Source organism: Alistipes intestinihominis (genome assembly GCF_040095975.1).
Classification (GTDB): Bacteria; Bacteroidota; Bacteroidia; order Bacteroidales; family Rikenellaceae; genus Alistipes; species Alistipes senegalensis.
This window is the reverse complement of record NZ_JBBMFL010000003.1, coordinates 206,027-230,263: the sequence shown is the minus strand read 5'-3', so window position 1 is coordinate 230,263 and position 24,237 is coordinate 206,027. Positions and strand designations below refer to the sequence as shown.

21 protein-coding genes, 4 tRNA genes and 1 riboswitch are annotated in these 24,237 nt (G+C 52.1%); of the genes, 5 read left to right on the top strand and 20 right to left on the bottom strand.

Going from position 1 to position 24,237, the window contains the following annotated elements; translation table 11 throughout:
* Positions 1-55 precede the first annotated feature (55 nt).
* The gene (locus tag WMO46_RS04095; RefSeq protein ID WP_129651578.1) at positions 56-460 is read left to right on the top strand and encodes a hypothetical protein; all 405 of its coding nucleotides are present in this window, start codon (positions 56-58) and stop codon (positions 458-460) included.
* Between the two features lie 85 nt (positions 461-545).
* Here WMO46_RS04095 and gap read toward each other — a convergent pair whose 3' ends face one another.
* The 4 genes from gap to WMO46_RS04075 all read right to left on the bottom strand — a co-directional run bounded on the left by gap (position 546) and on the right by WMO46_RS04075 (position 3,621).
* On the bottom strand, positions 546-1,562 hold the full coding sequence (gene gap / locus WMO46_RS04090) for a type I glyceraldehyde-3-phosphate dehydrogenase (protein ID WP_129651577.1): 1,017 nt from the start codon (positions 1,560-1,562) through the stop codon (positions 546-548).
* Positions 1,563-1,704: 142 nt separating this feature from the next.
* Positions 1,705-2,460 (bottom strand): ABC transporter ATP-binding protein, encoded by a 756-nt coding sequence (locus WMO46_RS04085; RefSeq protein ID WP_129651576.1) that lies wholly within the window; start codon positions 2,458-2,460, stop codon positions 1,705-1,707.
* Complete coding sequence (locus WMO46_RS04080; RefSeq protein WP_019151390.1) at positions 2,457-3,200, bottom strand: MlaE family ABC transporter permease; 744 nt, start codon at positions 3,198-3,200, stop codon at positions 2,457-2,459. Before WMO46_RS04080 ends, WMO46_RS04085 begins: the two co-directional genes overlap by 4 nt.
* Before the next feature lie 4 nt (positions 3,201-3,204).
* A complete protein-coding gene (locus WMO46_RS04075) occupies positions 3,205-3,621 on the bottom strand; it encodes a DUF4834 family protein (protein WP_019151391.1) in 417 nt (138 codons plus the stop codon).
* A gap of 103 nt (positions 3,622-3,724) precedes the next feature.
* Here WMO46_RS04075 and purB point away from each other — a divergent pair, with 103 nt between their 5' ends.
* Positions 3,725-5,071 carry an adenylosuccinate lyase gene (gene purB, locus WMO46_RS04070; protein ID WP_019151392.1) on the top strand — a complete coding sequence of 449 codons (1,347 nt, stop codon included), beginning with the start codon at positions 3,725-3,727 and terminating at the stop codon, positions 5,069-5,071.
* 69 nt (positions 5,072-5,140) lie between these two features.
* Here the strand turns inward: purB and WMO46_RS04065 are convergent, their stop codons facing one another.
* The 13 genes from WMO46_RS04065 to WMO46_RS04005 all read right to left on the bottom strand — a co-directional run bounded on the left by WMO46_RS04065 (position 5,141) and on the right by WMO46_RS04005 (position 19,225).
* The gene (locus WMO46_RS04065) at positions 5,141-6,784 is read right to left on the bottom strand and encodes a PL29 family lyase N-terminal domain-containing protein (protein WP_349093863.1); all 1,644 of its coding nucleotides are present in this window, start codon (positions 6,782-6,784) and stop codon (positions 5,141-5,143) included.
* 255 nt (positions 6,785-7,039) lie between these two features.
* Positions 7,040-7,236, bottom strand: a riboswitch (cobalamin riboswitch).
* Between the two features lie 362 nt (positions 7,237-7,598).
* Positions 7,599-9,980, bottom strand: a complete 2,382-nt coding sequence (locus WMO46_RS04060; protein ID WP_410520077.1) for a TonB-dependent receptor — start codon at positions 9,978-9,980, stop codon at positions 7,599-7,601.
* 23 nt (positions 9,981-10,003) lie between these two features.
* Complete coding sequence (locus WMO46_RS04055; RefSeq protein ID WP_262707866.1) at positions 10,004-10,906, bottom strand: bile acid:sodium symporter family protein; 903 nt, start codon at positions 10,904-10,906, stop codon at positions 10,004-10,006.
* Between the two features lie 40 nt (positions 10,907-10,946).
* Positions 10,947-11,021: transfer RNA gene (locus WMO46_RS04050), tRNA-Val, on the bottom strand.
* A 39-nt stretch (positions 11,022-11,060) separates the two neighbouring features.
* Positions 11,061-11,135 (bottom strand) — tRNA-Val (locus WMO46_RS04045).
* A 387-nt stretch (positions 11,136-11,522) separates the two neighbouring features.
* Positions 11,523-11,720, bottom strand: a complete 198-nt coding sequence (locus tag WMO46_RS04040; RefSeq protein ID WP_244075921.1) for a hypothetical protein — start codon at positions 11,718-11,720, stop codon at positions 11,523-11,525.
* A 403-nt stretch (positions 11,721-12,123) separates the two neighbouring features.
* The gene (locus WMO46_RS04035) at positions 12,124-12,597 is read right to left on the bottom strand and encodes a HEPN family nuclease (RefSeq protein WP_138266303.1); all 474 of its coding nucleotides are present in this window, start codon (positions 12,595-12,597) and stop codon (positions 12,124-12,126) included.
* A 12-nt stretch (positions 12,598-12,609) separates the two neighbouring features.
* Positions 12,610-14,763 (bottom strand): PL29 family lyase N-terminal domain-containing protein, encoded by a 2,154-nt coding sequence (locus tag WMO46_RS04030; RefSeq protein ID WP_349093862.1) that lies wholly within the window; start codon positions 14,761-14,763, stop codon positions 12,610-12,612.
* Positions 14,764-15,184: 421 nt separating this feature from the next.
* Positions 15,185-15,463, bottom strand: coding sequence for a hypothetical protein (locus tag WMO46_RS04025; protein ID WP_270391120.1), 279 nt, complete (start codon positions 15,461-15,463; stop codon positions 15,185-15,187).
* The gene (locus tag WMO46_RS04020; protein WP_091534450.1) at positions 15,460-15,849 is read right to left on the bottom strand and encodes a DUF6908 domain-containing protein; all 390 of its coding nucleotides are present in this window, start codon (positions 15,847-15,849) and stop codon (positions 15,460-15,462) included. Before WMO46_RS04020 ends, WMO46_RS04025 begins: the two co-directional genes overlap by 4 nt.
* Before the next feature lie 306 nt (positions 15,850-16,155).
* On the bottom strand, positions 16,156-17,388 hold the full coding sequence (locus WMO46_RS04015; protein WP_349093861.1) for an ImmA/IrrE family metallo-endopeptidase: 1,233 nt from the start codon (positions 17,386-17,388) through the stop codon (positions 16,156-16,158).
* Between the two features lie 166 nt (positions 17,389-17,554).
* Positions 17,555-18,715: a hypothetical protein gene (locus WMO46_RS04010; RefSeq protein WP_349093860.1), complete on the bottom strand. Its 1,161-nt coding sequence runs from the start codon at positions 18,713-18,715 to the stop codon at positions 17,555-17,557.
* Between the two features lie 21 nt (positions 18,716-18,736).
* A complete protein-coding gene (locus WMO46_RS04005; protein WP_349093859.1) occupies positions 18,737-19,225 on the bottom strand; it encodes a hypothetical protein in 489 nt (162 codons plus the stop codon).
* 585 nt (positions 19,226-19,810) lie between these two features.
* Between WMO46_RS04005 and WMO46_RS04000 the strand changes: the two genes are divergently transcribed.
* Positions 19,811-20,650: a hypothetical protein gene (locus WMO46_RS04000; RefSeq protein ID WP_349093858.1), complete on the top strand. Its 840-nt coding sequence runs from the start codon at positions 19,811-19,813 to the stop codon at positions 20,648-20,650.
* 165 nt (positions 20,651-20,815) lie between these two features.
* Positions 20,816-21,355, top strand: coding sequence for a hypothetical protein (locus WMO46_RS03995; RefSeq protein WP_349093857.1), 540 nt, complete (start codon positions 20,816-20,818; stop codon positions 21,353-21,355).
* A 63-nt stretch (positions 21,356-21,418) separates the two neighbouring features.
* Here WMO46_RS03995 and WMO46_RS03990 read toward each other — a convergent pair whose 3' ends face one another.
* The 3 genes from WMO46_RS03990 to WMO46_RS03980 all read right to left on the bottom strand — a co-directional run bounded on the left by WMO46_RS03990 (position 21,419) and on the right by WMO46_RS03980 (position 23,025).
* Complete coding sequence (locus WMO46_RS03990) at positions 21,419-22,636, bottom strand: site-specific integrase (RefSeq protein ID WP_349093856.1); 1,218 nt, start codon at positions 22,634-22,636, stop codon at positions 21,419-21,421.
* Between the two features lie 119 nt (positions 22,637-22,755).
* Positions 22,756-22,830 (bottom strand) — tRNA-Val (locus WMO46_RS03985).
* 121 nt (positions 22,831-22,951) lie between these two features.
* Positions 22,952-23,025 (bottom strand) — tRNA-Asn (locus tag WMO46_RS03980).
* 125 nt (positions 23,026-23,150) lie between these two features.
* Here WMO46_RS03980 and WMO46_RS03975 point away from each other — a divergent pair.
* Positions 23,151-24,230 carry a DUF1573 domain-containing protein gene (locus tag WMO46_RS03975; protein ID WP_349093855.1) on the top strand — a complete coding sequence of 360 codons (1,080 nt, stop codon included), beginning with the start codon at positions 23,151-23,153 and terminating at the stop codon, positions 24,228-24,230.
* Positions 24,231-24,237 lie beyond the last annotated feature (7 nt).

Here is a 24,237-nt window from a genome sequence, read left to right as displayed (position 1 = left end):
CCGTGCGTCTTTTCCCTATCTTTGCGGAGGATATTCTATCGCACCTTATTATAATATGGACAAAAAAGGATTCACCATCGAAGTCACGAGCCGTTACGACGGGTGGTGGCGGTATAACGCGGCGCTGATGTGCGGCTGTTTCGACGCTGCGGAGCAGCGCATCGGGTTCGCTTCGGCCGAATCGACCGTCGCCGCCGTGGGAGCCAATCTCGCCGAACGCCCGGCCGACATCCCGGCCGACCGCCGCGCGGTGCTGGAGACCATGCCGTGCGACCATCTCGTGCTCTATCTCTACCTCATTCCTCACACGCTGCCTGCGGGCAACGACATCGACACGACACGGCCTTTCGAAATCGAGCTGCGCATCTCCTACGCCGGGCGCCTGCTGCGCACCGAGAGGCGGGCGATCAACCAGTGGTCGGGCGCCTCGATAGAGCTGCGCGTGGAGTCGGGAAAATAATCCCCGCCCGGAGCGGCGGCCTCCGACCGCCCGAAAAAAAGAAAGGGACCCCGAGGGGTCCCTTTTCCGTTGAATAGCTTTTCGACTATTTGTTGTTGAAAGCGGCCATCTTCTCGATCAGCATGAGGACCTTGTTCGAGTATCCCCACTCGTTGTCGTACCACGAAACGACCTTCACGAAGGTGTCGGTCAGTGCGATACCGGCAGCCTTGTCGAAGATCGACGTGCGGGCGTCGCCCAGGAAGTCCGACGAAACGACAGCCTCCTCGGTGTAACCCAGAATGCCTTTCAGTTCGCCTTCCGAAGCCTCCTTCATGGCAGCGCAGATCTCGTCGTACTTGGCGGGCTTGGCCAGGTTCACGGTCAGATCGACAACCGAAACGTCGAGGGTCGGAACGCGCATCGACATACCGGTCAGCTTACCGTTCAGCTCGGGGATCACCTTGCCTACGGCCTTTGCGGCGCCGGTCGAAGAGGGGATGATGTTGCCCGAAGCGGCACGGCCGCCGCGCCAGTCCTTCATCGAGGGACCGTCAACGGTCTTCTGCGTTGCGGTGGTCGAGTGAACGGTGGTCATCAGACCGTCGGTGATGCCGAACTTGTCGTTCAGGACCTTGGCGATCGGGGCGAGGCAGTTCGTGGTGCACGATGCGTTCGAAACGATCTTCTGACCGGCGTAGGTGTCGGTGTTCACGCCGCATACGAACATCGGGGTGTCGTCCTTCGAGGGAGCCGACATAACGACGTACTTGGCACCGGCTGCGATGTGGGCCTCGGCCTTCTCCTTGGTGAGGAACAGACCCGTCGATTCAACGACGTACTCGGCGCCCACCTCGTTCCACTTCAGGTTAGCGGGGTCCTTCTCGGCGGTCACGCGGATCGACTTGCCGTTTACGATCAGCAGGCTCTTCTCGGCGTTGAAATCCACCGTGCCGTTGAAGCGGCCGTGCATCGTGTCGTATTTGAGCATGTAAGCCATGTAGTCCACGGGAACCAGGTCGTTGATGCCCACTACTTCGATGTTGTCGTTCGTGCAGGCTGCACGGAACACCAGACGGCCGATGCGGCCGAAGCCGTTGATACCGATTTTGATAGTTGCCATAATGATTTGAATTATTTGTTAATAAAAGTTTCCGTTATTTTTTTCACAGCACAAAAGTACATACTTTATATATTTTACGCAAATAAAAAATTAAATTTTTTTACGAACCGTATGCACCTGTACGCCGCACCCTCCCTGCGGCCTATTCCGCGACCCGTTTGGCCCGTTTGGCCATGGCCGAGGCGAAGACGAAATCGTTGAGTTCGCGGTTGTCGGCGTGGAGAATATCCTCCTTGGTCCCTTCCCACCATTTGCGGCCGCCGTGGATATATACAATTTTCTCGCCGATCTCCATCACCGAGTTCATGTCGTGGGTGTTGATGATCGTCGTGATGCCGTACTCCTCGGTGATCTCGTGAATCAGGTTGTCGATGACGATCGAGGTCTGGGGATCGAGGCCCGAGTTGGGCTCGTCGCAGAAGAGGTAGCGGGGGTTCATCACGATGGCGCGGGCGATGGCCACGCGCTTGATCATGCCGCCCGACAGTTCGGCCGGATAGAGCCGGTTGGCATCTTCGAGGCGCACGCGCTGAAGACAGAAGTTCACGCGCTCCATCTTCTCCTTCGTGCTCTGCGACGTGAAGAGGTCCAGCGGCAGCCGGACATTCTCCTCGACGGTCGATGAATCGAGCAGCGCCCCGCCCTGGAAGATCATGCCGATGTCCTTGCGGATGGCCTTGCGGTCGCGGAACCCCAGCCGGGTGAAATTGATGTCGTCGTACCACACGTCGCCCGAATCGGGTTCGTGCAATCCGACCAGCGTTTTGAGCAGCACGGTCTTTCCCGAGCCGCTGCGGCCGATGATGAGGTTGGTCTTCCCGGTTTCGAACTCCACCGAGATGTCGTCGAGCACCACGCGCCCGTCGAACGTTTTGACGATATGTTCGGCACGTATCATATGAGCAGGACTTGCGTAAGAATCAGGTCGAAAAGCAGGACCACCACGCAGCTGGCCACCACGGCGCGCGTCGATGCGGCGCCGACCTCCAGCGAGTTGCCCCGGGCGTTGTAGCCGTAGAAGGCCGAGATCGAAGTGATGATGTAGGCGAAGACGACGGTCTTGATGAGCGTGTAGGTGATCGAATAGGGTTTGAAATCCATCAGCAGGCCGTCAACGTAGTCGGCCGGGATCATAATGCCCGTGGCCGCGGCGATGATCCATCCGCCGAGGATGCCGATCAGGATCGAGAGGATCGTGAGGAAAGGGAAGAAGAGCATCGCGGCGACGATCTTCGGAAGGATCAGATACGAAGCCGAATTGACGCCCATGATTTCGAGGGCGTCGATCTGCTCGGTGATGCGCATCGTTCCGATCTCCGAGGCGATCGACGAACCGACCTTGCCGGCGAGGATCAGCGCCACGACCGCCGACGAGAATTCCAGGATCATCGTCTCGCGCGTGGCATAGCCCACCAGCGAGCGGGGGATGAAGGGCGAATCGAGGTTGATGCACATTTGCAGCGTGATGACCGCGCCGATGAACACCGAGATGATGGCCGTCAGGCCGATCGAATTGACGCCCAGCGCCTCCATCTCGAAGACGATGCGCCGGCGGTAGATCGCCGCCTTCTCCGGACGGGAAAAGACCTTCCCCATCAGCATGAAATAGCGGCCTATGATTTCGAATACCTTCAACATGCGGCTACCGTTCCTTTTCCTCCTCGAAATCGACGTAGTCGCCCACGTCTTTCGACACACGTTTCTCGGGGGTCCCGGCGGTCCGGTGCACCCGCACCTCGCCTTCGCGGCCCCTGCGCTCCCGGTCTGCAAACGGCGAGCCGGAATTCCGCTGCCGGAATCCGCCCTGCGCCTGATCCCCGAAGCCTTCGCCGAACTGCTCCTCCATCTGCTTGCGGACCCTGTAAATCCGCCAGCGGAAGGCCAGCATCAGCACGACGGCCAAAATGACAAGTCCCATAAAAAAGTACATGATAAAAAGCGCGATGCCTTTCAGCAGCGCGGGGGCGCCGAGCGCCAGTATGACGATAAGGAGCGTCGTCAGCGGATTGCGCTGCACGAAACCCACCAGCGAGTCGATGATTGCCGTTATGAAATTCATTCCGATTCTGGTTTACATCCCCACAAAGGTAGGGAAAAATCTGCGTATTTCAATTAATTGTCGTAAATTTGGCGGCTGAAAGCAAAAACAAATCAAACCCGATATGTTAACTTCCCTCACCGCCATTTCGCCCGTTGACGGGCGCTACCGTAATAAAACGGAGAAACTGGCCGATTATTTTTCCGAACAGGCCCTCATCCGCTACCGCATCCGCGTCGAAGTGGAGTATTTCATCGCGCTCTGCGAACTGCCGCTGCCGCAGCTCGCCGGCATCGACCGCTCGAAATTCGCCGCCTTGCGCTCGCTGTACACCGATTTCTCGACCGCCGACGCCCAACGCGTCAAGGAGATCGAGTCGGTGACGAACCACGATGTCAAGGCCATCGAGTACATCATCAAGGAGAAAATGGACACCCTGGGGCTCGAAGCCTACAAGGAGTTCGTGCACTTCGGCCTCACGTCGCAGGACATCAACAACACAGCCATCCCGCTCTCGCTGAAAGAGGCCATGACGGGGGTCTACTACCCCGCCGTCGAGGAGGTCCGCGGCAAGCTGGCGTCGTTCGCCGAGCAGTGGCGCGCGGTGCCGATGCTGGCACGCACGCACGGACAGCCCGCCTCGCCGACCTCCCTGGGCAAGGAATTCATGGTCTTCGTCGAGCGCATCGAAAAACAGCTGGCCATGCTCCACGACATCGCCGTACCGGCCAAGTTCGGCGGCGCCACGGGCAATTTCAACGCCCACCGCGCGGCCTATCCCGGCATCGACTGGGTGGAGTTCGCCAACCGCTTCGTGGGCGAAAAGCTGGGGCTCTGCCGCTCGCAGTACACCACGCAGATCGAGCACTACGACAATCTGGCGGCGATCTTTGACAACATGAAGCGCATCGACACCATTCTGATCGACCTTTCGCGCGACATGTGGACCTATATCTCGATGGAGTACTTCAAGCAGCAGATCAAGGCCGGGGAGGTCGGATCGAGCGCCATGCCCCACAAGGTCAACCCCATCGACTTCGAGAACGCCGAGGGTAATTTCGGCATCGCCAACGCCGTCTTCGAGCACCTCGCGTCGAAACTCCCCGTCTCGCGCCTGCAACGCGACCTGACGGATTCGACCGTCCTGCGCAACGTCGGCGTGCCGATGGCCCATGCGGTGATCGCCCTGCAATCGCTGATGAAGGGACTCAACAAGGTGATCCTCAACCCCGAAGCGCTGGAGCACGACCTGGAGAACAACTGGGCCGTCGTGGCCGAGGGCATCCAGACCATCCTGCGCCGCGAAGGCTTCCCCAAGCCCTACGAGGCGCTGAAAGCCCTCACGCGCACCAACGCCCACATCACCCGTGAGTCGATCGCGGCGTTCATCGAGACGCTCGACGTGGCGGAATCGGTCAAGGAGGAGTTGCGCGCCCTCTCGCCCTCGACCTACACGGGCGTATTCCGATAGGTCTTTCTCCCAAAAAGCGAAATGCAGGGCCCCGCTCGGAGCCCTGCATTTTTTCCGTCATAACGGCCGCTACTCCTTGCAGCAGCGCACCGTGTAGCCATAGGAGCGGTGTACGTCCAGCTCCGGATTGATCGACCCGGATGTGCTGATCCGCTTCTTGACATACAGGTAGTAAGCCTTAACCGCCGTCGCCTTCGACGACCAGTAGCCGCCCGAACCGCCGCTCGAAGCCCGCTGGCCGACGATGGCACCGGTATTGTACATGCGGTAGCCCTGCCCCGGATACCAGGCCGTCTGCCCGTTGTAAGTATAGGTCACGCCATAGTTTTCGACATCCCATGCCGACACGCCGTCGATGTAGTCGCGTCCCGAACTCAGGTTCTCCCATGCGTCTATATCCGGGACCTTGTATCCCGGAGGGCAGGGATCGTTCAGGGTCTTGGCCTCTCCCCACAGTTTTGCGCTCGGCTTCGCCAGCCAGTTGGAACCGGTTCCGACCGTATTGTTATAGAACGTCATCGGATTGGCCGCGGCTGCCTCCGGCGTCACGGCGGCCTTGGCGAGGCTCCACGTCAGAGCCGCATACGCGGGGTTTACGACGGTAAGTTCTTTCACCTCATCGAAAGGGGTGGCGCTGGTCGAGGTTTTCGTTCCCCAGTAGAACGGGTCCTTGCGCCCCCACTGGTAATACATGCCGTAAGCGTCCGTTCCGCCGACGGTGGTTCCCACAGCGCCCAGATTGCGGTCCATAAAGACCACGCCGTTTTCATAGGCCATCGTCTGCGGGGCGTCGGTCACCCAGATGTGCCAGCTCCACACGATCGCATCCTCCTGCACGAGGGCCACCAGCGCGTTGCCCCGGCCCTCGCCGACCGTGAAGACGATCTCCCCGGACTCCTTGTCGAGGACAACATCCGACACCAGCCCCTCCCGGTCGGTCCATATCCAGTCGGCCTTCATGCCGTCGGCGATTTCGATCGCCGGGTCGAATCCCGCCGAAGCCGCTTCGCCCGCGCCGTTGCCGCGCACTTTCGCATTGAACGCATAGGTTCCCGGAGTCGATACGACATAGCAGTTGGCCGTTCCTGCGGCGCTCAGGTCATCGACCTTCACCGCAGAAAGTTCCCCGCCGCCGGTCAGCACCACTTTCACGCGCCCCTCGGCCATCGTCACCGAGCGGAATTGGGCTGCCTGCACCTCCTCCGACGCCTCGATCGGCTCTCCGGCGGCGTCCACGATCCGCCACGGCGCAGCCTCGCCCGCCGCAACGGTCCAATAGCCCTCTTCGTCAACATCCGTCACCGGAACGGCCCCCGAGACGGGCATCCGTGCACCCGAGGCGTCTTTCAGCCACGGCGCATCCTTTTCCGCGGCGAGCGTCCAATAATAAACCTCCTCGTCGGCCGCAATTCCGATCAACGGGGCTCCGGCTGCCTCCGCATCGCAGGCGACTGTCACCTCCGTGCCGTCGCGGAACGCGATAAGCGTCCCCGCGTCGCCCTCCGTCACGGCACCGACCGCCGAGCGCGACACAGCCCCGGTCAGCTCCCGAAGCGTAACGAGCCCGGCATTGAGGTCCTCGATCTTCTGTTTCAGCTCCGGGGAGACGGGATCGACGGAGGGGGGGGGTACATCGCCCGGGGCGTTGCCCGAGTCGCTTTCACATCCGCCGAGGAGCAGCGTCCAAGCGCAGATCACAAACAATTTTTTCATCATGCTTTGCTTTTTAGTTAATGGTGTTGTCTGTTCGTCCGGTCCGGACAGGCTTTCCCGACGACGACAGGCATACACAAGCGGGAGCGGGAACAACAAGTCCCGGCAAAGCATGGCGACAACCTTTTCATCCGACCGTAAAAAGTCTGTCCGAAGAGGTTTGCTGCTGATGAAAAAAAAGCGAAAGCTGTTAACAAATTGCGCGCAGGCACAATGCCGGCGGCATGTCAGGCGCCCCCTTTCTCCGCAGGAGCAAACACTCTATCGTGCAAGGCAGGTCTTCTGACTCGTCCCGAATGCGGCGCCTTCCCGGTTTTCACCAGTGGCTCGGATTGCCGCATCCTTTCATGCCCTCGACGGGCGGGACTCACAGCAGCGGGAACTGTTGCCGATTCACACGGCATTCCCTTTTAATTCCCCGCGAGGGGAAACCATTGCGGGAACAAAGATAGGCTTTTCCCGCCGGGAAGCAAACGAATCCGGCGGAATATTTGTCCGGAGGGTCCGAAAATCGCTCAAAAAGCCTTTTCGGCCCCGGCCAGCCGTTTTCGGACGACCGCCGTCCATCTTTGGCACGCACTTTGCAATTACTTCAATCAACTGCGGCACAGCAACCGCAGTGAGGTTTCTTCATTTATTTAAGTTTGGGTTAGTAGTTTTAGGAGGGCAACCTCCGGGGGCAGCAGGCAATCGTGACGATTCCCTGCTGTTTTTTTGCGTATCCCGCAACGCAGAACCGAAGAGGCGCAGAACCGGGCCCGAAACGCAGCAACCGTCCATCGCCCCCTAAAACCCGGCTCTTAGCCGGGGCGGGTCAGAACTCCACCGTGACGCCCAGCGACGGCAGCAAAGTGCCGCTGACCTGTTCGAGCCTCTTCATGCGGTAGCGCTGCTCCGACGCCGGAGCCGAGGGGTTCTCGATCTCGCCCGTGGACATCAGCACGTCGGGCTGGCGGAGCTTTCCTCCGGCGACGTTCTGCAAGTCGATGTAGAGACCCAGCATGCAGCGGCGGAAATAGAATACCTTGTCGATGCGCACGTCGAGCTGGGCGAAGGCGTCGAGCCGCCCGGCATTGTACCTCGAATAGTCGTAATAGGGCCGTCCCTGCGCGTCCCACGCCTCGACGAGCGACGATTTCTCCTCGTCGTAGGGCGTGTAGGGCGCACCGCCCACGGCGCTGAGCTTCGCCCCGACGCTCCAATGGCGCGGCAGATCGTAGGTGCCGCTGACGTTGACCACGAAACGGTTGTCCCACGCCGAAGCGATCCACGGGGCCGAACGGTCGTTGCGGTACTCCGAGCGGAACACGGTCACCGACCCCACGACGCTCACGCGCCCCGGAATCTGCCAGCGGGCCATCGCCTCGACGCCGTAGGCGCGTCCCTGCGCCGAGGAGACCAGCTCCTCGTTACCCACCACGCCGTAGTCGTTGCCCTTGCACGAGAGCGGAATCCCGTCCGCAACCGACAGGGGCACATCCCCGTAGCGTTTGTAGAATCCCTCGACCGAGACGATCAGCCGGTCGCGTAGCCGCCAGTCGATGCCGGCGCTGAAAATCCCGACCCGCATGTAGTCGAGCGATTCGTTCACCAGCCTGTCGTCCCGCTTGAATCCCAGCGCCGTATAGGCCGGAAGCTGGTAGTAGAGCCCTGCGCTGCCGCTGACCGACCACGCCGGAGCCAGCGCATAGGAGACCGACGCGCGCGGCGAGGGCCGGTTCCACAGCCGGACCATGCGCCCCGAGTAGTCGCACCCGTCGGCGCGCAGTCCCGCCGAGGCGGTGAACCGCTTGTCGGCCGAGGCGTATTCGGCTCCGGCGAAAAGCCCCCAACCGACGATTCCCAGCCGCGTGTTGTAATCCGAGAGCTGCGACTTGTCGGTGTAGAGCCGCTGCAAGGTGCGGTTCGTGTAACCGGACCAGTTCACCTCGACGCCCTCGCGGAGCGTCCAGCGGCCCAGGTAGGAGCGGTTCTCGGCCCGCAGCGCGGTCTTCTGCTCCACGGAACGGAGCCGCAGCGTGAGGTTATCCTCCGACAAATCGTCGTTGCGCAGGTATTTCAGGTTGCGGTTGTTCAGGTAGTTGTGGCTCAGCGTCACGGTCTGCACGTGGCGGCCCGCATAGTGACGCCACGAAGCCCCCACGGTGAAAGTCTCCTGCCGGATGCGGGGCAGGTAGCTCAGCAGGTATTCGGCGTCCTCGCCCTTCTCATCGACGTTGAGCTTCATATTGTCGAAGCCCGCCAGGGCCAGCACCGTCAGCTCGTCGCGCTCCGAAAGGCGCGTCTTGACCTTCGCCTGCCCGTCGATGTAGTTGGGCAGAAACGGCAGTCCCAGCATCTTGAACAGCAGTTGCAGGTAGGACTGGCGGACCGAAAACAGATAGGTGGTCTTTTTACCGATGTGGCCGCTGCCGCTCACGCCCACCTCCGAAGCCCCCAACGTGGCCTTGAAAGTCTGCTTTTCGGCATTGCCGTCGCGCAATTTGAAATCCAACACCGAACTCAGCGCCCCGGCCCGGTCGGCGGGGAAAGCCCCCGTATAGAAGCTGATCTCGCGCACGAGGTCGGCATTGACGATGCTCACCGGGCCGCCCGTGGCGCCCTGCGTGGCGAAGTGGTTGATATTGGGGATCTCGATCCCGTCCATGTAGAATTTGTTCTCCGCGGGGCCTCCGCCGCGCACGATCAGGTCGTTGCGGTAACCCACGGGCGAAAAGGCCACGCCGGGATAGGAGCGCACGATGCGCGACACGTCGCGGTTCGAGCCGGGGCTCTTCTCGATCTCCTGCAAGCCGATCACCTTCAGGCTCACGGGACTTTCGACCGTGGCGCGGAACGGCGACGGTCGCACCGTCACGGCCTCCAGCCGCTCGGCGTCCTCCTCCAGCTCGACCTCGATGAAGGGCGTGGCCGCCGACACCATATATTCGGGTGTCGTGACGCTCTTATACCCCACCGACGAGACCGCCAGCCGCCAAATGCCGGGCTCCACCCGTTCGATGCGGAATCTCCCCAGCGAATCGGTCGAAGCGCCCTTCCGCTCCTGCCCGGCCAGCACCACGGCAGCATAGGCCACGGGGCGGCGGCTCAGACGGTCGATCACCCGTCCGCTGACGGAGTAGGTTCCCTGCTGTCCCCGCACGGCGAACGCCGCCGGCAGGCACAGACACAGCATCACGATTTTCAGGAGTTTCATACGGCAAATATAGCCGATCGGAGCTAATCCGCCGCCGTTTCGCCGGAATATTTCGGCAGCAATTTCAGATAGACGAGCAGAATGACGTTCATCAGCAGGGCGTAGACGATGGCCGGGATGGCCATCTCCCCGCTGTCGAAGATCAGCGGCGAGGCGGCGATGGCGATGGCCTGCGCGGCGTTCTGCATCCCGACCTCGATAACGACGGTTCTCCGCGCCGCCCTCCGCAGTCCGAACACTCGGGACAGCAGCGATCCGGCGCTCATGGCCAACAAGATCAGCGCCCCGGCGGCCAGTCCCAGCGTCCCGAGGTTTTCCAGAATGGTGCCGGCATACTGCACGAAGAAAACCGCGGCCAGCAGCATCAGCGCGGGAAAGGCCACGCGCCCCAGCGACGCATGGACCCGCCGGGCCGCATCCGGACGCCAGCGGCGGAACAGGGCTCCCGCGGCCATCGGCAGGAAGAGCAGGACGATATTCTGGACCAGCAGTTTCCCGGCCGGGAGGTCGATAGCCGCCTCCGTATGCACGGAGACGAACCGCGCGGCGAACCCCATCACCACGGGGATCGTGAAGAGCGTGACGACGCTGCTCAACGCCGTCAGCGTCACCGACAAAGCCACGTCGCCCTTGGCCAGCATCGAAAAGACATTCGACGAGCTGCCTCCGGGACAGCAGGCGATCAGCATCAGCCCCATGAACCACACGGGCGGAAGCCGGAACGCCAGCGCCACGCCGAAAGCGATGAGCGGCAGTGCCAGGAGCTGCCCGAGCAGCCCCGCGACGACGGCTGCGGGACGGCGAAACACCCCGGCGAACGCCTGCCGGTCGAGTTCGATACCGAGCTGGAACATCAGCACGATCAGAATGGGGAGTACGATCCAAATGGTATTCATAGCGGCACCGGAATAAGGATTGAACGACAAAAAAGTCTTCCAGAAAATCCTGAAAGACTTTTTTCATCGGTGGGAACAAGCGGATTTGAACCGCTGACCTCCTGCTTGTCGAGCAGGCGCTCTAAACCAACTGAGCTATGCTCCCTGCATAAAAAAACCATCTTCCGAGATGGTTGTAACCTTGTGGGAGCTGAGGGATTCGAACCCCCGACCCTCTGCTTGTAAGGCAGACGCTCTGAACCAACTGAGCTAAGCTCCCCTTTTGCTGAATTGCGAGTGCAAATGTATGATAAATAAATCATTCCTGCAAGTCCTCCATTCATTTTGGGAAATCTTTTTTCGCTGGCAGTTCGTTCGGTTTACACGCTGGTTTACACATTTGCATAAAGCCAATGCTGGTTAAACAATAGTGAATTAATTGACAATCTTATATTTGAATAAAATCGGACCAACTTGTGCAGGGGGTCTTAAAATAGACCATCCTGCAAAGTCGGTCCTAATTTTGAGGTCAAAGGAAAACCGCATTTTTTCGGCCTGCCCTTAACCTTTTAAGATATATAGTATATATAACTCCATTTTTTGTGGAGTAATATTCTTTACCTCTAATACGTGCGTCTGTTCCGTTACTACCGTACGGTTCCTGCCGCTACTTTGCAAATTGCATCAGATAGTTTTCGCAAAATCCAGCTAACGGGAATTTCACTACCTCGTCCCGTCCGTCGGGTGTGACGTATTGGAATAGGATTGTATCGGCTTTCACGTGGTAGTCGAACAAATTCACCTTTTCGCCCGTTCCCTCGATTTGTGCCTCGTTAGCCGTCATTGTGCCGATGATCCCGTCCATATCTTCGAGTTCGCATTTTCATCCGAATATGTATTGTCGGTTCTTTGTAAGGACAATTTCGACGGGCTTTGTAATGTCTGCCATATTAGGGGCAAACATGTAGATAAATGTTTCGGGAAATATTTCGTCTTTGGGTTTTCCTACAAGCAGGACTATTCCCTCTGTTTGGCTCCATTTGACCGCCTTTTGGATTATCTGTTTATCCTCTCATGCGTCGGTCTTTCATGCTGTTTTCGGTTGTTTGTATCTGTTCATATTGCGCAAAATGTTATGTTGTTATTTATCTTTATAAAGATAAGATTATTAGCGGAATAAACAAAATAAGAAAGTGACAAACTCTGCAAAAGGGTCTTATAGATTAACCTTTTCACAAAGTCTGTCACTCGGAAGGTCAGATGAAAATTCAACTATTCGTTAATTTTTCTTCTAACTTATCTGCGTATTTCAGCACGAATTTTCGGAAATCATCGAAACTTAATTCCAGATCAAATGTAATAGGTGCATTTACATCATCTCCGCTTTTATCCATAATATGGATATTCTCAATGTTTTCTACATTGCAATTCATTATATCGAACCGATAGTGGCATATTGAGTTACGGATATGATAGGCTATATTTTCTATTGAATTCTTATCAACTCCTTTTCTGTGTTCATTCGCTGTGATTTTGGTTGTATCAATTCCCCAGTTTTCATAATCAACTAATCCATCTACGGATATATTTTTGTCATGGTCTGCGCATTGTTGCGGCATAATTAAGAGGCCCACACAACAATTCATAAAGAGGGTCTTTTCAGAGTTGCAGTTGTGTTCGTATTGAACAAGAATTTGTCGCGTGCGGGAAATAAAATCAATGCGATTTTGATAGTTACTCATAAGTTCTTATTTTTATTCATCTAATCCCGTAATGCTTGCAAATTTTTTCCATCCTGTTGCTTTTTTATATGCATCAGTGCATCCTGACGGCACTTTCAGCACCGAATAAGGATTAATGTTGTAAAAAGTATAATCTTTACATGTCGGCGGTATTTCTGTACCTATTTTGAATAATCGAAGGTTGGAATTGCCATAAAAAGTGTATTCATCTATTCTTTTGACTTGTGTACATTCAGACATATCAACGGTCGTAAGATTTATTGCCCCATCAAAGGCTCCCAAATCACGAACTCCTGAGATAGATTCCAATTTTGAACCTTTCTCAAACGTAATCATTTCTAATGATGAACAACCTTTGAATGCGGCAATTTCAATCGTTTCCACACTTGCGGGAATCTCGATGAAGGTTAAGGCTTTGCAGTCTGAAAGGGCACCCGAATAATTATCTTTGTTCTGATAACCTCCTGTGATAGATTTCAATTTTGAACCTTTCTCAAACGTAATTGTTCTCAATGATGAACCCTTGAAAGCTGTTCCAAGGCTTTCTACGCTTGCAGGAATCTCAATAGTAGTTAAGGATTTGCAGTCTAAAAAGGCACCCAAAATCTTATAATTATTATCATGTCCCCCTGTGAAAGCTTTTAATTTTGAACCTTTCTCAAAAGTTATTGTTTTCAATGAAACACAACCCTTGAAATTATTAAAGGTCATCGACTCTACATTTACAGGAATCGTCACTTTCCATAGATTGGAACAACCGCTGAATGCATCATCAAGAACTGTCAAACCTGTAAAGTGTTTCAATTCATTAAAAATCTGAATTTCCGAGTTTCCTGTGAATGTTGTGCCAAGTGATGTAACCGTTGCGGCTTCGTCATAGGATAATTCAAGATCTCCATTAGTGTCCCACATTCCCACACATAGTTTCTTTACATTTTCATCTGCGAACTGAATAATATTCGGGTCTACCGATTGTCCCGTTTTGGAAATCGTGATTACCGTACCATCTGCCAATTCAAAGTAAACATTGTTCTCATCCTGCGTGATTTTGATGCTATCTGCATCCTTGCCGTCCTCTCCCGTAGCTTTGCCTAATTGCGTCCAATTCGTTCCGTTGTCATAGGAAATCCACCAATAGCCCTCTCGAATTTCGAGTTTCGGCGTAACACCATCTGCACCATCACTGCCGTCTGTCCCCTGTGCCTTGATTTTCTGTCCGTCCACAATGATAAATTCACCGTCCAGCGTCCAATAATAGATGCCATCCCCGTCTTTCTTCACACCGATAACGGGAGTGTTTCCATCGACGCCATCCGTACCATCTTTACCGTTATAAATCACAATCGGGTTACTCTTGGCGAACTTAATCGTGTAGCCTACCACCTTGCCGTTCTCGGTCAGTGGGTCTACACTCGTGATATAATCGTTGTTTTGGAGTGCTGTCACAATCGTTTGTAATGCCGAAAGGTTGGTATTCGTTTCGTTGCAAAGACGCTGTAAGGCTTCAAAAGCAGACCATGTAGGCAGTTTGATTTGCGTACCGTCAGCCAATGTAAAGATTACATAGTCGGTGCTGGTTTTATAATCCACGCCCGAAAACATGGAATCGCCACCAATGCCATCTTCACCTGTTGCTTTACCTAACTGCATCCAATTTGCTCCGTTATCATAGGAAACAAACCAATAATCGTTTTCGATTTTGAATTGCGGGGTCGTGCCGTTGGTTCCATTTGTGCCGTCTTTACCCTCGGCTTGGATTTTTCCACCATCGACCATGATAAATTCACCGTTCAACGTCCAATAATAGACACCATCAGTATCTTTCTTTACGCCGATAGTGGGTGTTGTCCCATCTTCACCGTCTTGTCCGTCTTTACCGTGATAGATGGTAATAGGGTTACCTTTGCTGAAAGTAATTGTATAGCCGATTTCTTTACCGTCTTGCATAAGAGGTGTAGTCCCCGTAACATAGACGTTGTTTTGTAATGCTGTTACGATGGTTTGCAACGATGAAATATTTGTGTTCATCTGCTTGCAGAGTTCCTCCAATTTTGCGACACGGTTTTCCAATCCGTGAACGCTGTTCCAAAGGTCATCATCATCGTATTTACACGATGTGAGAGCAACCACCGCAAATAATGCGGCAAAGGTCAATAGCTTTTTCATAGTAAGATTTATTTAAGTTGAACAAATGTTTCCAATCTTACTATCCGCACCTCGATAGTGGTTCATATAAAAATAGAAAGCGTGATGCCGAAAACTTATTCTATTAGAGTAGGTCGTAGGAAACCTTGAAGATAAAATAAGCAACAACACCACGCCTATATCCACAAATGGATATGACGCAGCAAGATGTCAGCTAATTCCCTCTTCAGATTGAATTTCCTACGTTCACTCTAAAGGAACAAGCTACACTTTCCGTGTATTCAATATGTTACTGCAAAAGTAGCATATTCGGCGGAAATTGCAAAACATCCTGCCCTTTCGGGTGCTGTTGCTGTGATTAATTGTGCAAAGTTCTTGAAAACAAAGTTTCTATCCAATAGATTACGCTATGGAATCGAAACTTTGTTAGTTGTAAGTTGGGTTAATCGTTCCCGCAGATTTCTTGTATTACGCCATCCATGTAAATCGCCTGCCCGCTGGATTGTCTGCCCCACCAGTAGCAACCGTATTCCTCGATGATAACCTCGCCTTGCGCTTTCAGTCGTTCAGCCAGCCAAGAATCAATCAGCCACCATTCCATGACATCATCCACGAACGGATAAAGATATTCTTCGGAAATAAGGTTTGCCCGTATCATTTCCTCGATAACCGTGCTTTGATTCTTCAAAACACAATTCTGTACTACTCGTTGCGCATTCATATAATCGGTTGTTGCGAGTTCATGCGTATTAGCCATCGGTTTGCAAAATTTGTGTGGTCAGCCTGTCGTTCCTCGGCGCAATTCTCCATTCCGTTTTCTGTCGGGTACGCACTATGCGATTCAATGCGGAGAGTTTTGTTGCAGTAATAGTACGGGATAAATTGCTTTGTACTTGTGTCAAATGCAAAATTCATTTCTGTATTCTGCGCAAGTTTACCTTTAGCTTCGTAGTATTCTACCAGCGAAATAAGGTTGTACTTTCCATTGCGCCCAATCATTGCGGCACGTAAGCGTGTGTAAACTCCGTTTCCGTGGTCGATTCTGTAAGCCCGCACGGCTAACAAGGCTTTCAGAATTTCTGTCGCCCTTTCATTTAATGTTTTCATGGTCTGTAAAGTTTAGAGTTATTCCCCATTACTTGTAAAAAGATAACTCCATTCATAACTAACTAAACAGGGCGGTATATCTCCATGTAAGAATAGCTTTCCGATTCTATATAATTCCGATAATTTTATGCTGTTATATGGTTTCGGGCATAAATAAGGGGCGGCTTGTATTATGTGGAATCCTATTAAATGGGATGGATAAAAATTCGGTTTCCCATCTGAAAAGGGGGAGGGGTTAAAAATAGGGAGTATCCGTTCGGTTGAAATAAAAAAGCGTTGCAGTTTATGCAACGCCTAAGTTTTTACCTAAAATTTACTTAAAGATGGTGTTTTCATTTCTCGTAAACGGTCTATAAAGTTGGAAGCATCTTTGAGTAGATTGTTGTGTTTTAGAGCAATTTTTGCCATCTGTTTAGAAACATTAAATTTATCTCCAATGTAAGAGCACGCTTTGTATCCTAATGAAATATTACACTGCTGATTGTCAATATATATAGGGAGTTTGGTGATGCCTTCTTGTAGCATAAATTTTGCAAACGCAACTTTTAATTCATTGAGTGGCAAAAGTAAATGTTCTGCAAAAACATTTGCTTGATATTCCATTATATCATTGTTTGATAATCGTTCTTTGGCTAAAATATTTTGAGAACAGTTTGTTTCTTCAAAGGTAGAGTGTAAATGCTTGTGTAATATAAAATGGCCTATCTCGTGAGCAATTGTAAATCTATAGCGATGCTCGTCACACTTTAATCGAGAATTAAGAATTATCGTTTTATTTTTGAAATCTGTTCTACCTAATATTCTTGTATCAAGTAGTTGATGTTCAAACTGAATATTATTTTGTGAAGTAAAGTGCTCACAAAGACTTTGTATATCCAAACACCCATTATTATAGCAATGGCTAACGGCTAATAGTTCTATTTTAGCTTTTATGTCCTCAGGAGTAAGATATGGGACTATGCTATTTTTTGATTTACGTTGGATTAATCGTAAATCTTCAAATAAATCTATAAGGCTATTGTAGCTTTTTCCTGCATTGAGGATAACAAATTGTCCCGAGGAGATTGTTGCATCGGATAATAATGTTCGAGCCCTTTGTAAGCTATATGATTTTACTTCTCTGTTTGCAATAGACAAAAGAGTTCCATCATCATTCATCCGAATCAATCCAATATGATAGTGCTCGGCAACAGTTATTGCGCTCTGTTGAAATCCGTGTCGGGAAATCATGAACCCTTTATGGGCTTTAATTTGGGATAATTTGGTGTGAAACTCCTCTACATCATCAACAGGGGTCGGTCTATTGCAGTCTTTACATTCAATAATCGTAAGCGTATTATATGATGATGATATATCCATAGTTGTTTCAATAGATATATCGGTAATGATATAATTATTGCGAGCTTGAGAGAAATACTTTGCTTTTTGTTTGATAATGCTTTGCTGACTATTAACGGGCAATCGATTGTCTTCTAATAGTCCTCTGAAAACCTTATAAACTTTATCTTCAAATTTATCTCCCTTTGCCGTTGTATTCATCTGTATAATATTTAATTCTCAAAATTAACGATTATTTTTAAAGGTAACACTATTTAGATTTATTTTAACTTTTAGATATTTTGTTGGCCACTCATCTGTCCCTAATAATTGTCACACACGCAGTCGTTTTACCCTCTATTCGTGTCGGCGCGTCCTTTATTTCATATCATTGTGCAAGGTCTGTCGCTTTGGCTTTTCGTTGCAGACCCAGCGTGTCGTAAATCTCCTGCAAGCGTTCTTTCGCCTTGTTCTTGGCAATCGGTGTCTGCTTCTGAAATGCGGCGTTTATCATCTTCACGATTTTATAGTCGTCGCCGATTGAAAGTCCCTTTACCAACTCGCGGCGGATGTTGCCGACATGGTATTTCAACGCCTGCACTTTGGTTGTTCCCAACTGGTCGTAAGCCTGCTTCACTAACGGATGCCGCTGTTCTATCACGGCGCATAGTTCGGCGGGACTTTCTACCACGAAAAATTGCTCGGTCATTGTTTTCAGTCGGCTGTATTCATCGAACAACTCCCGAAAAGTAGTCCTTGCCGAGGGGCTGGCCGCAAGGCGTTCCACGACCTTGCTGTATGTCTGCACCGTTACCTTGTAGCCGTTTCGTTGCAGTTCGTCGGTAAGGTTTACATAGGTTGCGTAAATATGTCGGCTGATTTTGAAATTCACGATGTCCATGTTGGCGAGGTTCTTTTCCACGACAAGGCGGTTATTGACTATCCGCACATATTGTTCGTTGATGTAGGGAATCTTCGACAAGGTTTTAACCCGTGTGGCATCACTCAACGAGTTTATCTCGGCGGCATAGCTTTCGGCGTCTGCAAGCGTCCGCTGGGTAGCCGCAACGAATTCGTTGAGCGTTACGGCCTTGCTGTATTTGGTCGTGGAATAGACGTGCACGATTTGCGCCTTGTAACGGGAATCTCGGATGCGTCCGCATATCTGCGTAAAGAGCGTTGAAATATCCAACAGCGTGTGCGCCTTTCGTCCGTCGCTGACGATGAATGTAACGCCATCGGGGTCGAAGATGTCGCACCCCTCGAAGCAGGTCGAGGTGTAAAAGTTTATCTTCTTCGCAGGGTCGGAGGGCTGGCCGATGGGATAGGCATTGCCTAATTTGCGCTGGTTCTCCTGCCTACTCTCCCCGCTCGTGGAACAGACTATCTTAACGGCTTCGGGAGCGAGTTTGAGCGTGTCGATGACCTTTGCGATAAATTCCACGCTGTTGACGAAGATATGCAGGTTGTAGGGCAATTCGTCGTGCAGGACTTTGACGCACTCCGACACGATGTATTTATCGGGTTTGTTGGTCTGCCGCGAACGCACCTTAACCTCCGTAAGGTCGGGTCAGTCGATTTCGCAAACAGGCAGATGCTTCAACTCCTCTAAAATATATTCCCGCTCTATGGGTGTCGCCGTCATATATGTTGCCTTATCGAATTTAGCGGCTTCTACAAGTAAATTCTTAATGGCATTATGTCGAAACGAATAGGAGTTGAACAGTACGTGCCATTCGTCTACTAAAAGGAACAGTTCTTTATAAGGATTAAGACCCGCAGTTTTCAATGCCCGAATCGTTCGCGGCAGGGAATCGTAAGTCGTGGCTATCTTTAAGGGGGAATGGGTACGGGCGAATTGCGTGATGTCCCACTCGGTAATGTCTTCGTAAACGCCCAGCACCTCTATATCGTCGGTGCGGCAGACGGTCTTGTTCTTCACCAATGCCACGTAAGGCATAGCGATAAGGGTGGGAATAGAGTTGCGGATAGCCAGTTCGGTAGCCCCGCACCCCGTCTTTTTCTTGTTAAATAGACAATTCACGGGAATTTCGGTCATAAAGTCCCGAAGTAAGTTTGCACCTTTGGGTGCGTCGATTGTTCAGTTTTGCATAAGTAATTCGTTTTTAGTGAAATAAAGTCTGTAATTATTTTTAATCTTGTATTGTTATTATTAAAGAGAAAGTCCATTTCGGAATCAAAAAATATTACACTCGGAAACAAGAAAAAGAGGTGCTGAAAAACACCTCCCGATTATGGACGGACTCGACATTAGGACTACTCCTTTTTCGTATTATAAAGATAGCACCTTTTTTATTGGGAACAAAGGTCGGACAGCAATTAATCCGAACATTTTTATTCATGTCTTAAATGGCATTATAGGGGTGTTGTACGGGTGGCGGAGTATGTTCGACGTGGAAATTAATGTGCAAAATGTAGTATTAGCGGGTATTTTACATAGTGAGTTGTTCTAAAACACCTTTCGTGTCATGTAATTCAGTACTATTAGCGGTTCGGTACATGGTGTGGCTGTTCTGAAATTCCTTTCGAACACGTGTTTTAAGTGCTAATAGCGGTTTTTGCATGGTAAATAAGTGCGATGTACACGTAAAAAGCCGTAAATTTGGGTGTAAAACGCTATTTTATGAATGAGAAAGAAGCCGATGCCATCCGTAAGAGTATGTATGAACCCTTACTGATGGATGAAAACGATAAGATTGTGCATTGGGATTTCGACCCGATGCGCCGTGAGTTGCGCGAGTATGTCGATATTGCCTGCGGATGTGATGAACAGACGTATGGAATCCGCACACCGCAGTTTGAATATCGCTACTGTACGGGGAAGATTAAGATGCCCTTTACCAAGTCGGATTATCTCGCTAACGACGATATAATCGCTACCGTTATGGGATTGGGGCTGGATGTCGAGAAATTCTGGTTTGCGCTGGTTTTTATTTACGATTATGTCGAAACCTCGTTTAAGAACTGCGGCCTTGTGAAACCCGCGTCTTTGGATAAGGCGGTGCAAAATCTGTTCAAAGAGTTAGGCGAGGATTTCGCGGACGATGATATTGAAATAACCCTTAAAAAGAACCGAAAGAAAGTCGAGGTTCTGCCCGTTATAAAGCGTGGGATTTTGGACTGGTTGCGGGAAACCTATGAACGGGAATGCAAAGGCAGGAAGATTCAGTATTACGGAATTGACACGGGTAATTTCGACGAAACCTATCCGAGTACGTCGTTTCGGATTTATCGGACTGTGGAGATGTATCGGGATATGCTGAACACTTTATTGGGGGATAACCGCCCGAAGCAACCCGACAAGAGTGTTTCGTTGAATCGTCTGTTGCTGATTTCGCGTATCTGTTACCTTTATGAATTTACCTATAACGACAGTTTTTTGTATAGCGACGATTCGTTAAAAGGAATAATTAAGTCCTGCAAGGGGCGTATGCCTGCAACTTATTCCGCTGTTTATCTGTGATTTGCAAAGGGAGAGTAAAAACGCCCTTTATTTCACTCCCCGTGTTTGGGGTGCGAAAAGTCAAATCTTTGTAGTGTCGAAAGGGATAAACCCGACGACCTGCAAACGCTTGGGCAAGGGATGCAGCATAATTTAAGCCCCTCTGTAAAAGGAGTATTTAAGATTATGGCTAATGCTATTATTAACGGACAAAACAACGTAAACGAGCAGAACGTGGCAAACGCCGCAACCGCTACGCCTGCTCCCGTTGCTGAACAGAAAGAACAGCAGACTGCGCAGACCTCGCGCCGCCGCCGTTCGACTACGCCCCCGATGTGGCGGGTAATGACGCAGGCGCGGCCCGTTTTCGATGTCCAACTGAAAAAGGATAACGAAATTAAATTGGCATGCATCGACAAATTCATGAATGCGGCTTACTCGGATGCGAACAAATTTTGGAGCGACTTTATGGAGCAGGTAAATATCCTGCTTGACAGCCGCAGGTATTGCCGCGAGTGCGAAATCTTGGGTTTGAAGCCTGAATATGTAGCGGAACATATCGTGTTCCTCGGTAGTGCCACGATGAAAAAGGTGCTGAAAGACGGCGTATCCCGTACATTAGGGGCTGATGTGCAACTTTACGGGAAACGCTTCTCTCCCGAAGATGCGGACAGGTTTCTGTCGGAAGATATAAAACGGCTTCCCGAACACGCGACGGTCGCCTAATTTCAGCCTGCTGTCGTTGAAAAAAAGGACACTCCGTATATTCGTCGGAGTGCCCTTTTTCGTTCACAATAGATTCTGCATAGCCGCGTCGATTTGGCTGTTCTCAAAACTATCCAAATAGATTTGGGTAGTCGATAAATCGGAATGACCGAGCGATTCGGAAATGATGGCAATATTCACTCCCGAACGCTTCAAAACCGTTGCGAACGTGTGCCGAGCGACATAGGTAGTCAGATGTTCGATGCCAACCCGCTGCCCGATTTTACGCAACCAGCGATTCGTGTTCGTCAGCACCTTATGCGTTCGGTCATATCTCTGCTGTTCCGTTCTATGCACACGACGGTCGAGTATCGGAAAAATATAATCTTCATCCGTCTGTCCTTGTCGCTGGTATTTGACAATGATATTCCGCATTTCTTCCGTCAGCAGAAAATTGATAGGCTTACCCGTTTTCTTCCGAACATATTGCACCCGACCGTCCCGTACATTTCCGTATTTCAGCAGGGCAATGTCTGCAAAGTTAATCCCTGCTCCGAAATAGCTGAACACGAATATATCACGCGCCAATCGTTCGGAGGGATAGCCTTGTGATAAGTCGAGTGCAATAACCTTGCGCACATCCTCTTTCGTAATGGCCCGTTTCTTCGTCCGCGTATCGAATTTGCTGACTTTATAGGCATCGAACGGGTAATAATCCCGTTTCACCAACTGCAATTCTACCGCCTTGTTGAACACGCTACGCAACGTTCGAAAGAGTTGGCTAATGGTCGTATCTCCGCAATCGCTCGTCCGTAACCAATTCTCGTAACGACGCAACCACACGGCGTCAATGTCGCTGAACGGGATTTGCAACCGCTGTCCCGTGAATTTCAGCAATGATGTACGGGAGTATTTGTAAACGCCTGCATTGCCGAGTTTACCGCCGCGTTTCATGTCGTCAATCAGTTTATCGTACAATTCGACCACCGTAGCGCAACGGACTTGGTTATGAAAATGGGACACGAGCGTTTCCACCGTGTATTCACGTTGCTGGGCGGTCATTTCGACAATCAAATCGTTGTATTCCGCCGTTTTTGCGGCTATCAGCCGTTCGATTTGCTCCTTATTGGGACAATTTCGTTTGGGCTTGCCTTTCTCGAAATCCCAAAACTTTTCGTGCAGGGAAAGGCCGAGCGAAACGTATTTGCGTTTGCGGTCTTTCGTAACTCGGAGCATTAAAGGAAATGTGCCGTCTTTGAGCGGCTTGGACTTGTAACAAACAACCTCTACGGTAACTTTCATCGTGTAAATCTCGGTTTACACACTGGTTTACACAAACGGGCAAAAAACGTGTAAACCGACCACGGAGGCACACAAAAGAAAAACGACCTACATTGCTGTAAGTCGTTGATTTTCAGTTGTGGGAGCTGAGGGATTCGAACCCCCGACCCTCTGCTTGTAAGGCAGACGCTCTGAACCAACTGAGCTAAGCTCCCCTAAAAATGGCTTGGGACTGCAAAGGCAATCTTCCGATCGCACATTCCGGACCATCCTTTTACGGACAACCCCTTGCAGGCGTATTCTTGAAAGAACCTTTACGCAACCCTCGCGCATCTGCGCCTGAACAAGGACTTGAACCTAGGACCCCATGATTAACAGTCATGTGCTCTAACCAACTGAGCTATTCAGGCATTCGAAAACGAGTTGTTTCATCGTTTCGGAGTGCAAATATAGAGCAAAAATTCATTCCTGCAAAATTATTGCACGAATTTTTCGCAAAAAAAGTATCTTTGCATGTCCCGCAACAACCGAACCGATGTCAGCGAAACGAACCATACTCCTCATTATCGCGGCGTTCGCCGCCCTTTCCGCCGCCGCGCAGGCGCGTCTGGTCTTCGAACCCGACACCTGGGATTTCGGCACCATCCGCGAGAGCGACGGCCGCGTCAGCCACACTTTCACGGGCGTCAACCGCGGCGACAAACCGCTGGTGATCCTCGACGTGGTGACCTCCTGCGGCTGCACGGCGCCCGAATTCTCGCGCCGTCCCGTCACCCCGGGCGGCACGACGCAGATCACCGTCACGTACGACCCCACGAACCGCCCCGGCACCTTCACCAAGGAGCTGTGGATCTATTCCGACGAACGGAAGAAAGTCGCCTCGATCACCGTGCAGGGCAATGTCACGCCGCGCGAAAAGAGCCTCGAAGAACTCTACCCGGTCGATGCCGGCGGGGGCCTGCGGCTGGCCGCGACGCTCAGCGCTTTCTCCTATATATATCAGGGACGGCAGACGCAGGGGGCGATCGGCTACGCCAACGCCTCGGACCGCACGATCCGCCTCTCGCTGCGTCCGCAGAGCGCGAGCGGCCTGCTCAGCATCGACGCCCCGCAGCGGATCGCGCCGGGCCAACGGGGCGAGATCAACCTCTCCTACCTCATCCCGGCCGACAAACCCCGCTACGGCACCCTGCGCGACGCGCTGGAAGTCGCCGTTGACGGCCGCAGCAACGGCACGACGATCGTTGCGCACGGCATCGGCGTCGATCCGCGGCCTGCCGACGCGACACAAAAGACCCCGAGGGCCGAATTTTCGGAAAATATCCTTAAATTTGGACCGGTGAAGCATGCGGGCCCGCGCCGGAGACTGTCGTTCACGCTCTCGAACACGGGCGAAGCCGAACTGATCGTCCGGGCCGTGGAGGGCGAAGGACACATCGCCACGACGCTCGCACCGGGCCAGACGGTGGCTCCGGGAGGTTCCTACCGGGCCGAGGTGCTCCTCGACCCCGGGACGCAGGATTTCGGCGTCCTGACCGAGCACCTCGTGGTGGTGACCAACGACCCCGTGCGGCCGATGCGGCGGCTGCGGATCACGGCGATCATCGAAGAGTGACACACAA

What these genes read in the sequence shown, in the direction of transcription:
- WMO46_RS04080 (WP_019151390.1), bottom strand. Translation starts at nt 3,200, where the DNA reads ATGTTGAAGGTATTCGAAATCATAGGCCGCTATTTCATGCTGATGGGG.
- WMO46_RS04075 (WP_019151391.1), bottom strand. Translation starts at nt 3,621, where the DNA reads ATGAATTTCATAACGGCAATCATCGACTCGCTGGTGGGTTTCGTGCAG.
- WMO46_RS04095 (WP_129651578.1), top strand. Translation starts at nt 56, where the DNA reads ATGGACAAAAAAGGATTCACCATCGAAGTCACGAGCCGTTACGACGGG.
- purB (WP_019151392.1), top strand. Translation starts at nt 3,725, where the DNA reads ATGTTAACTTCCCTCACCGCCATTTCGCCCGTTGACGGGCGCTACCGT.
- WMO46_RS04015 (WP_349093861.1), bottom strand. Translation starts at nt 17,388, where the DNA reads ATGAATACAACGGCAAAGGGAGATAAATTTGAAGATAAAGTTTATAAG.
- WMO46_RS03990 (WP_349093856.1), bottom strand. Translation starts at nt 22,636, where the DNA reads ATGAAAGTTACCGTAGAGGTTGTTTGTTACAAGTCCAAGCCGCTCAAA.
- WMO46_RS04025 (WP_270391120.1), bottom strand. Translation starts at nt 15,463, where the DNA reads ATGAATGCGCAACGAGTAGTACAGAATTGTGTTTTGAAGAATCAAAGC.
- WMO46_RS04060 (WP_410520077.1), bottom strand. Translation starts at nt 9,980, where the DNA reads ATGAAACTCCTGAAAATCGTGATGCTGTGTCTGTGCCTGCCGGCGGCG.
- WMO46_RS04030 (WP_349093862.1), bottom strand. Translation starts at nt 14,763, where the DNA reads ATGAAAAAGCTATTGACCTTTGCCGCATTATTTGCGGTGGTTGCTCTC.
- WMO46_RS04035 (WP_138266303.1), bottom strand. Translation starts at nt 12,597, where the DNA reads ATGAGTAACTATCAAAATCGCATTGATTTTATTTCCCGCACGCGACAA.
- WMO46_RS04005 (WP_349093859.1), bottom strand. Translation starts at nt 19,225, where the DNA reads ATGACCGAAATTCCCGTGAATTGTCTATTTAACAAGAAAAAGACGGGG.
- WMO46_RS04065 (WP_349093863.1), bottom strand. Translation starts at nt 6,784, where the DNA reads ATGAAAAAATTGTTTGTGATCTGCGCTTGGACGCTGCTCCTCGGCGGA.
- gap (WP_129651577.1), bottom strand. Translation starts at nt 1,562, where the DNA reads ATGGCAACTATCAAAATCGGTATCAACGGCTTCGGCCGCATCGGCCGT.
- WMO46_RS04000 (WP_349093858.1), top strand. Translation starts at nt 19,811, where the DNA reads ATGAATGAGAAAGAAGCCGATGCCATCCGTAAGAGTATGTATGAACCC.
- WMO46_RS04020 (WP_091534450.1), bottom strand. Translation starts at nt 15,849, where the DNA reads ATGAAAACATTAAATGAAAGGGCGACAGAAATTCTGAAAGCCTTGTTA.
- WMO46_RS03995 (WP_349093857.1), top strand. Translation starts at nt 20,816, where the DNA reads ATGGCTAATGCTATTATTAACGGACAAAACAACGTAAACGAGCAGAAC.
- WMO46_RS04040 (WP_244075921.1), bottom strand. Translation starts at nt 11,720, where the DNA reads ATGGACGGGATCATCGGCACAATGACGGCTAACGAGGCACAAATCGAG.
- WMO46_RS03975 (WP_349093855.1), top strand. Translation starts at nt 23,151, where the DNA reads ATGTCAGCGAAACGAACCATACTCCTCATTATCGCGGCGTTCGCCGCC.
- WMO46_RS04085 (WP_129651576.1), bottom strand. Translation starts at nt 2,460, where the DNA reads ATGATACGTGCCGAACATATCGTCAAAACGTTCGACGGGCGCGTGGTG.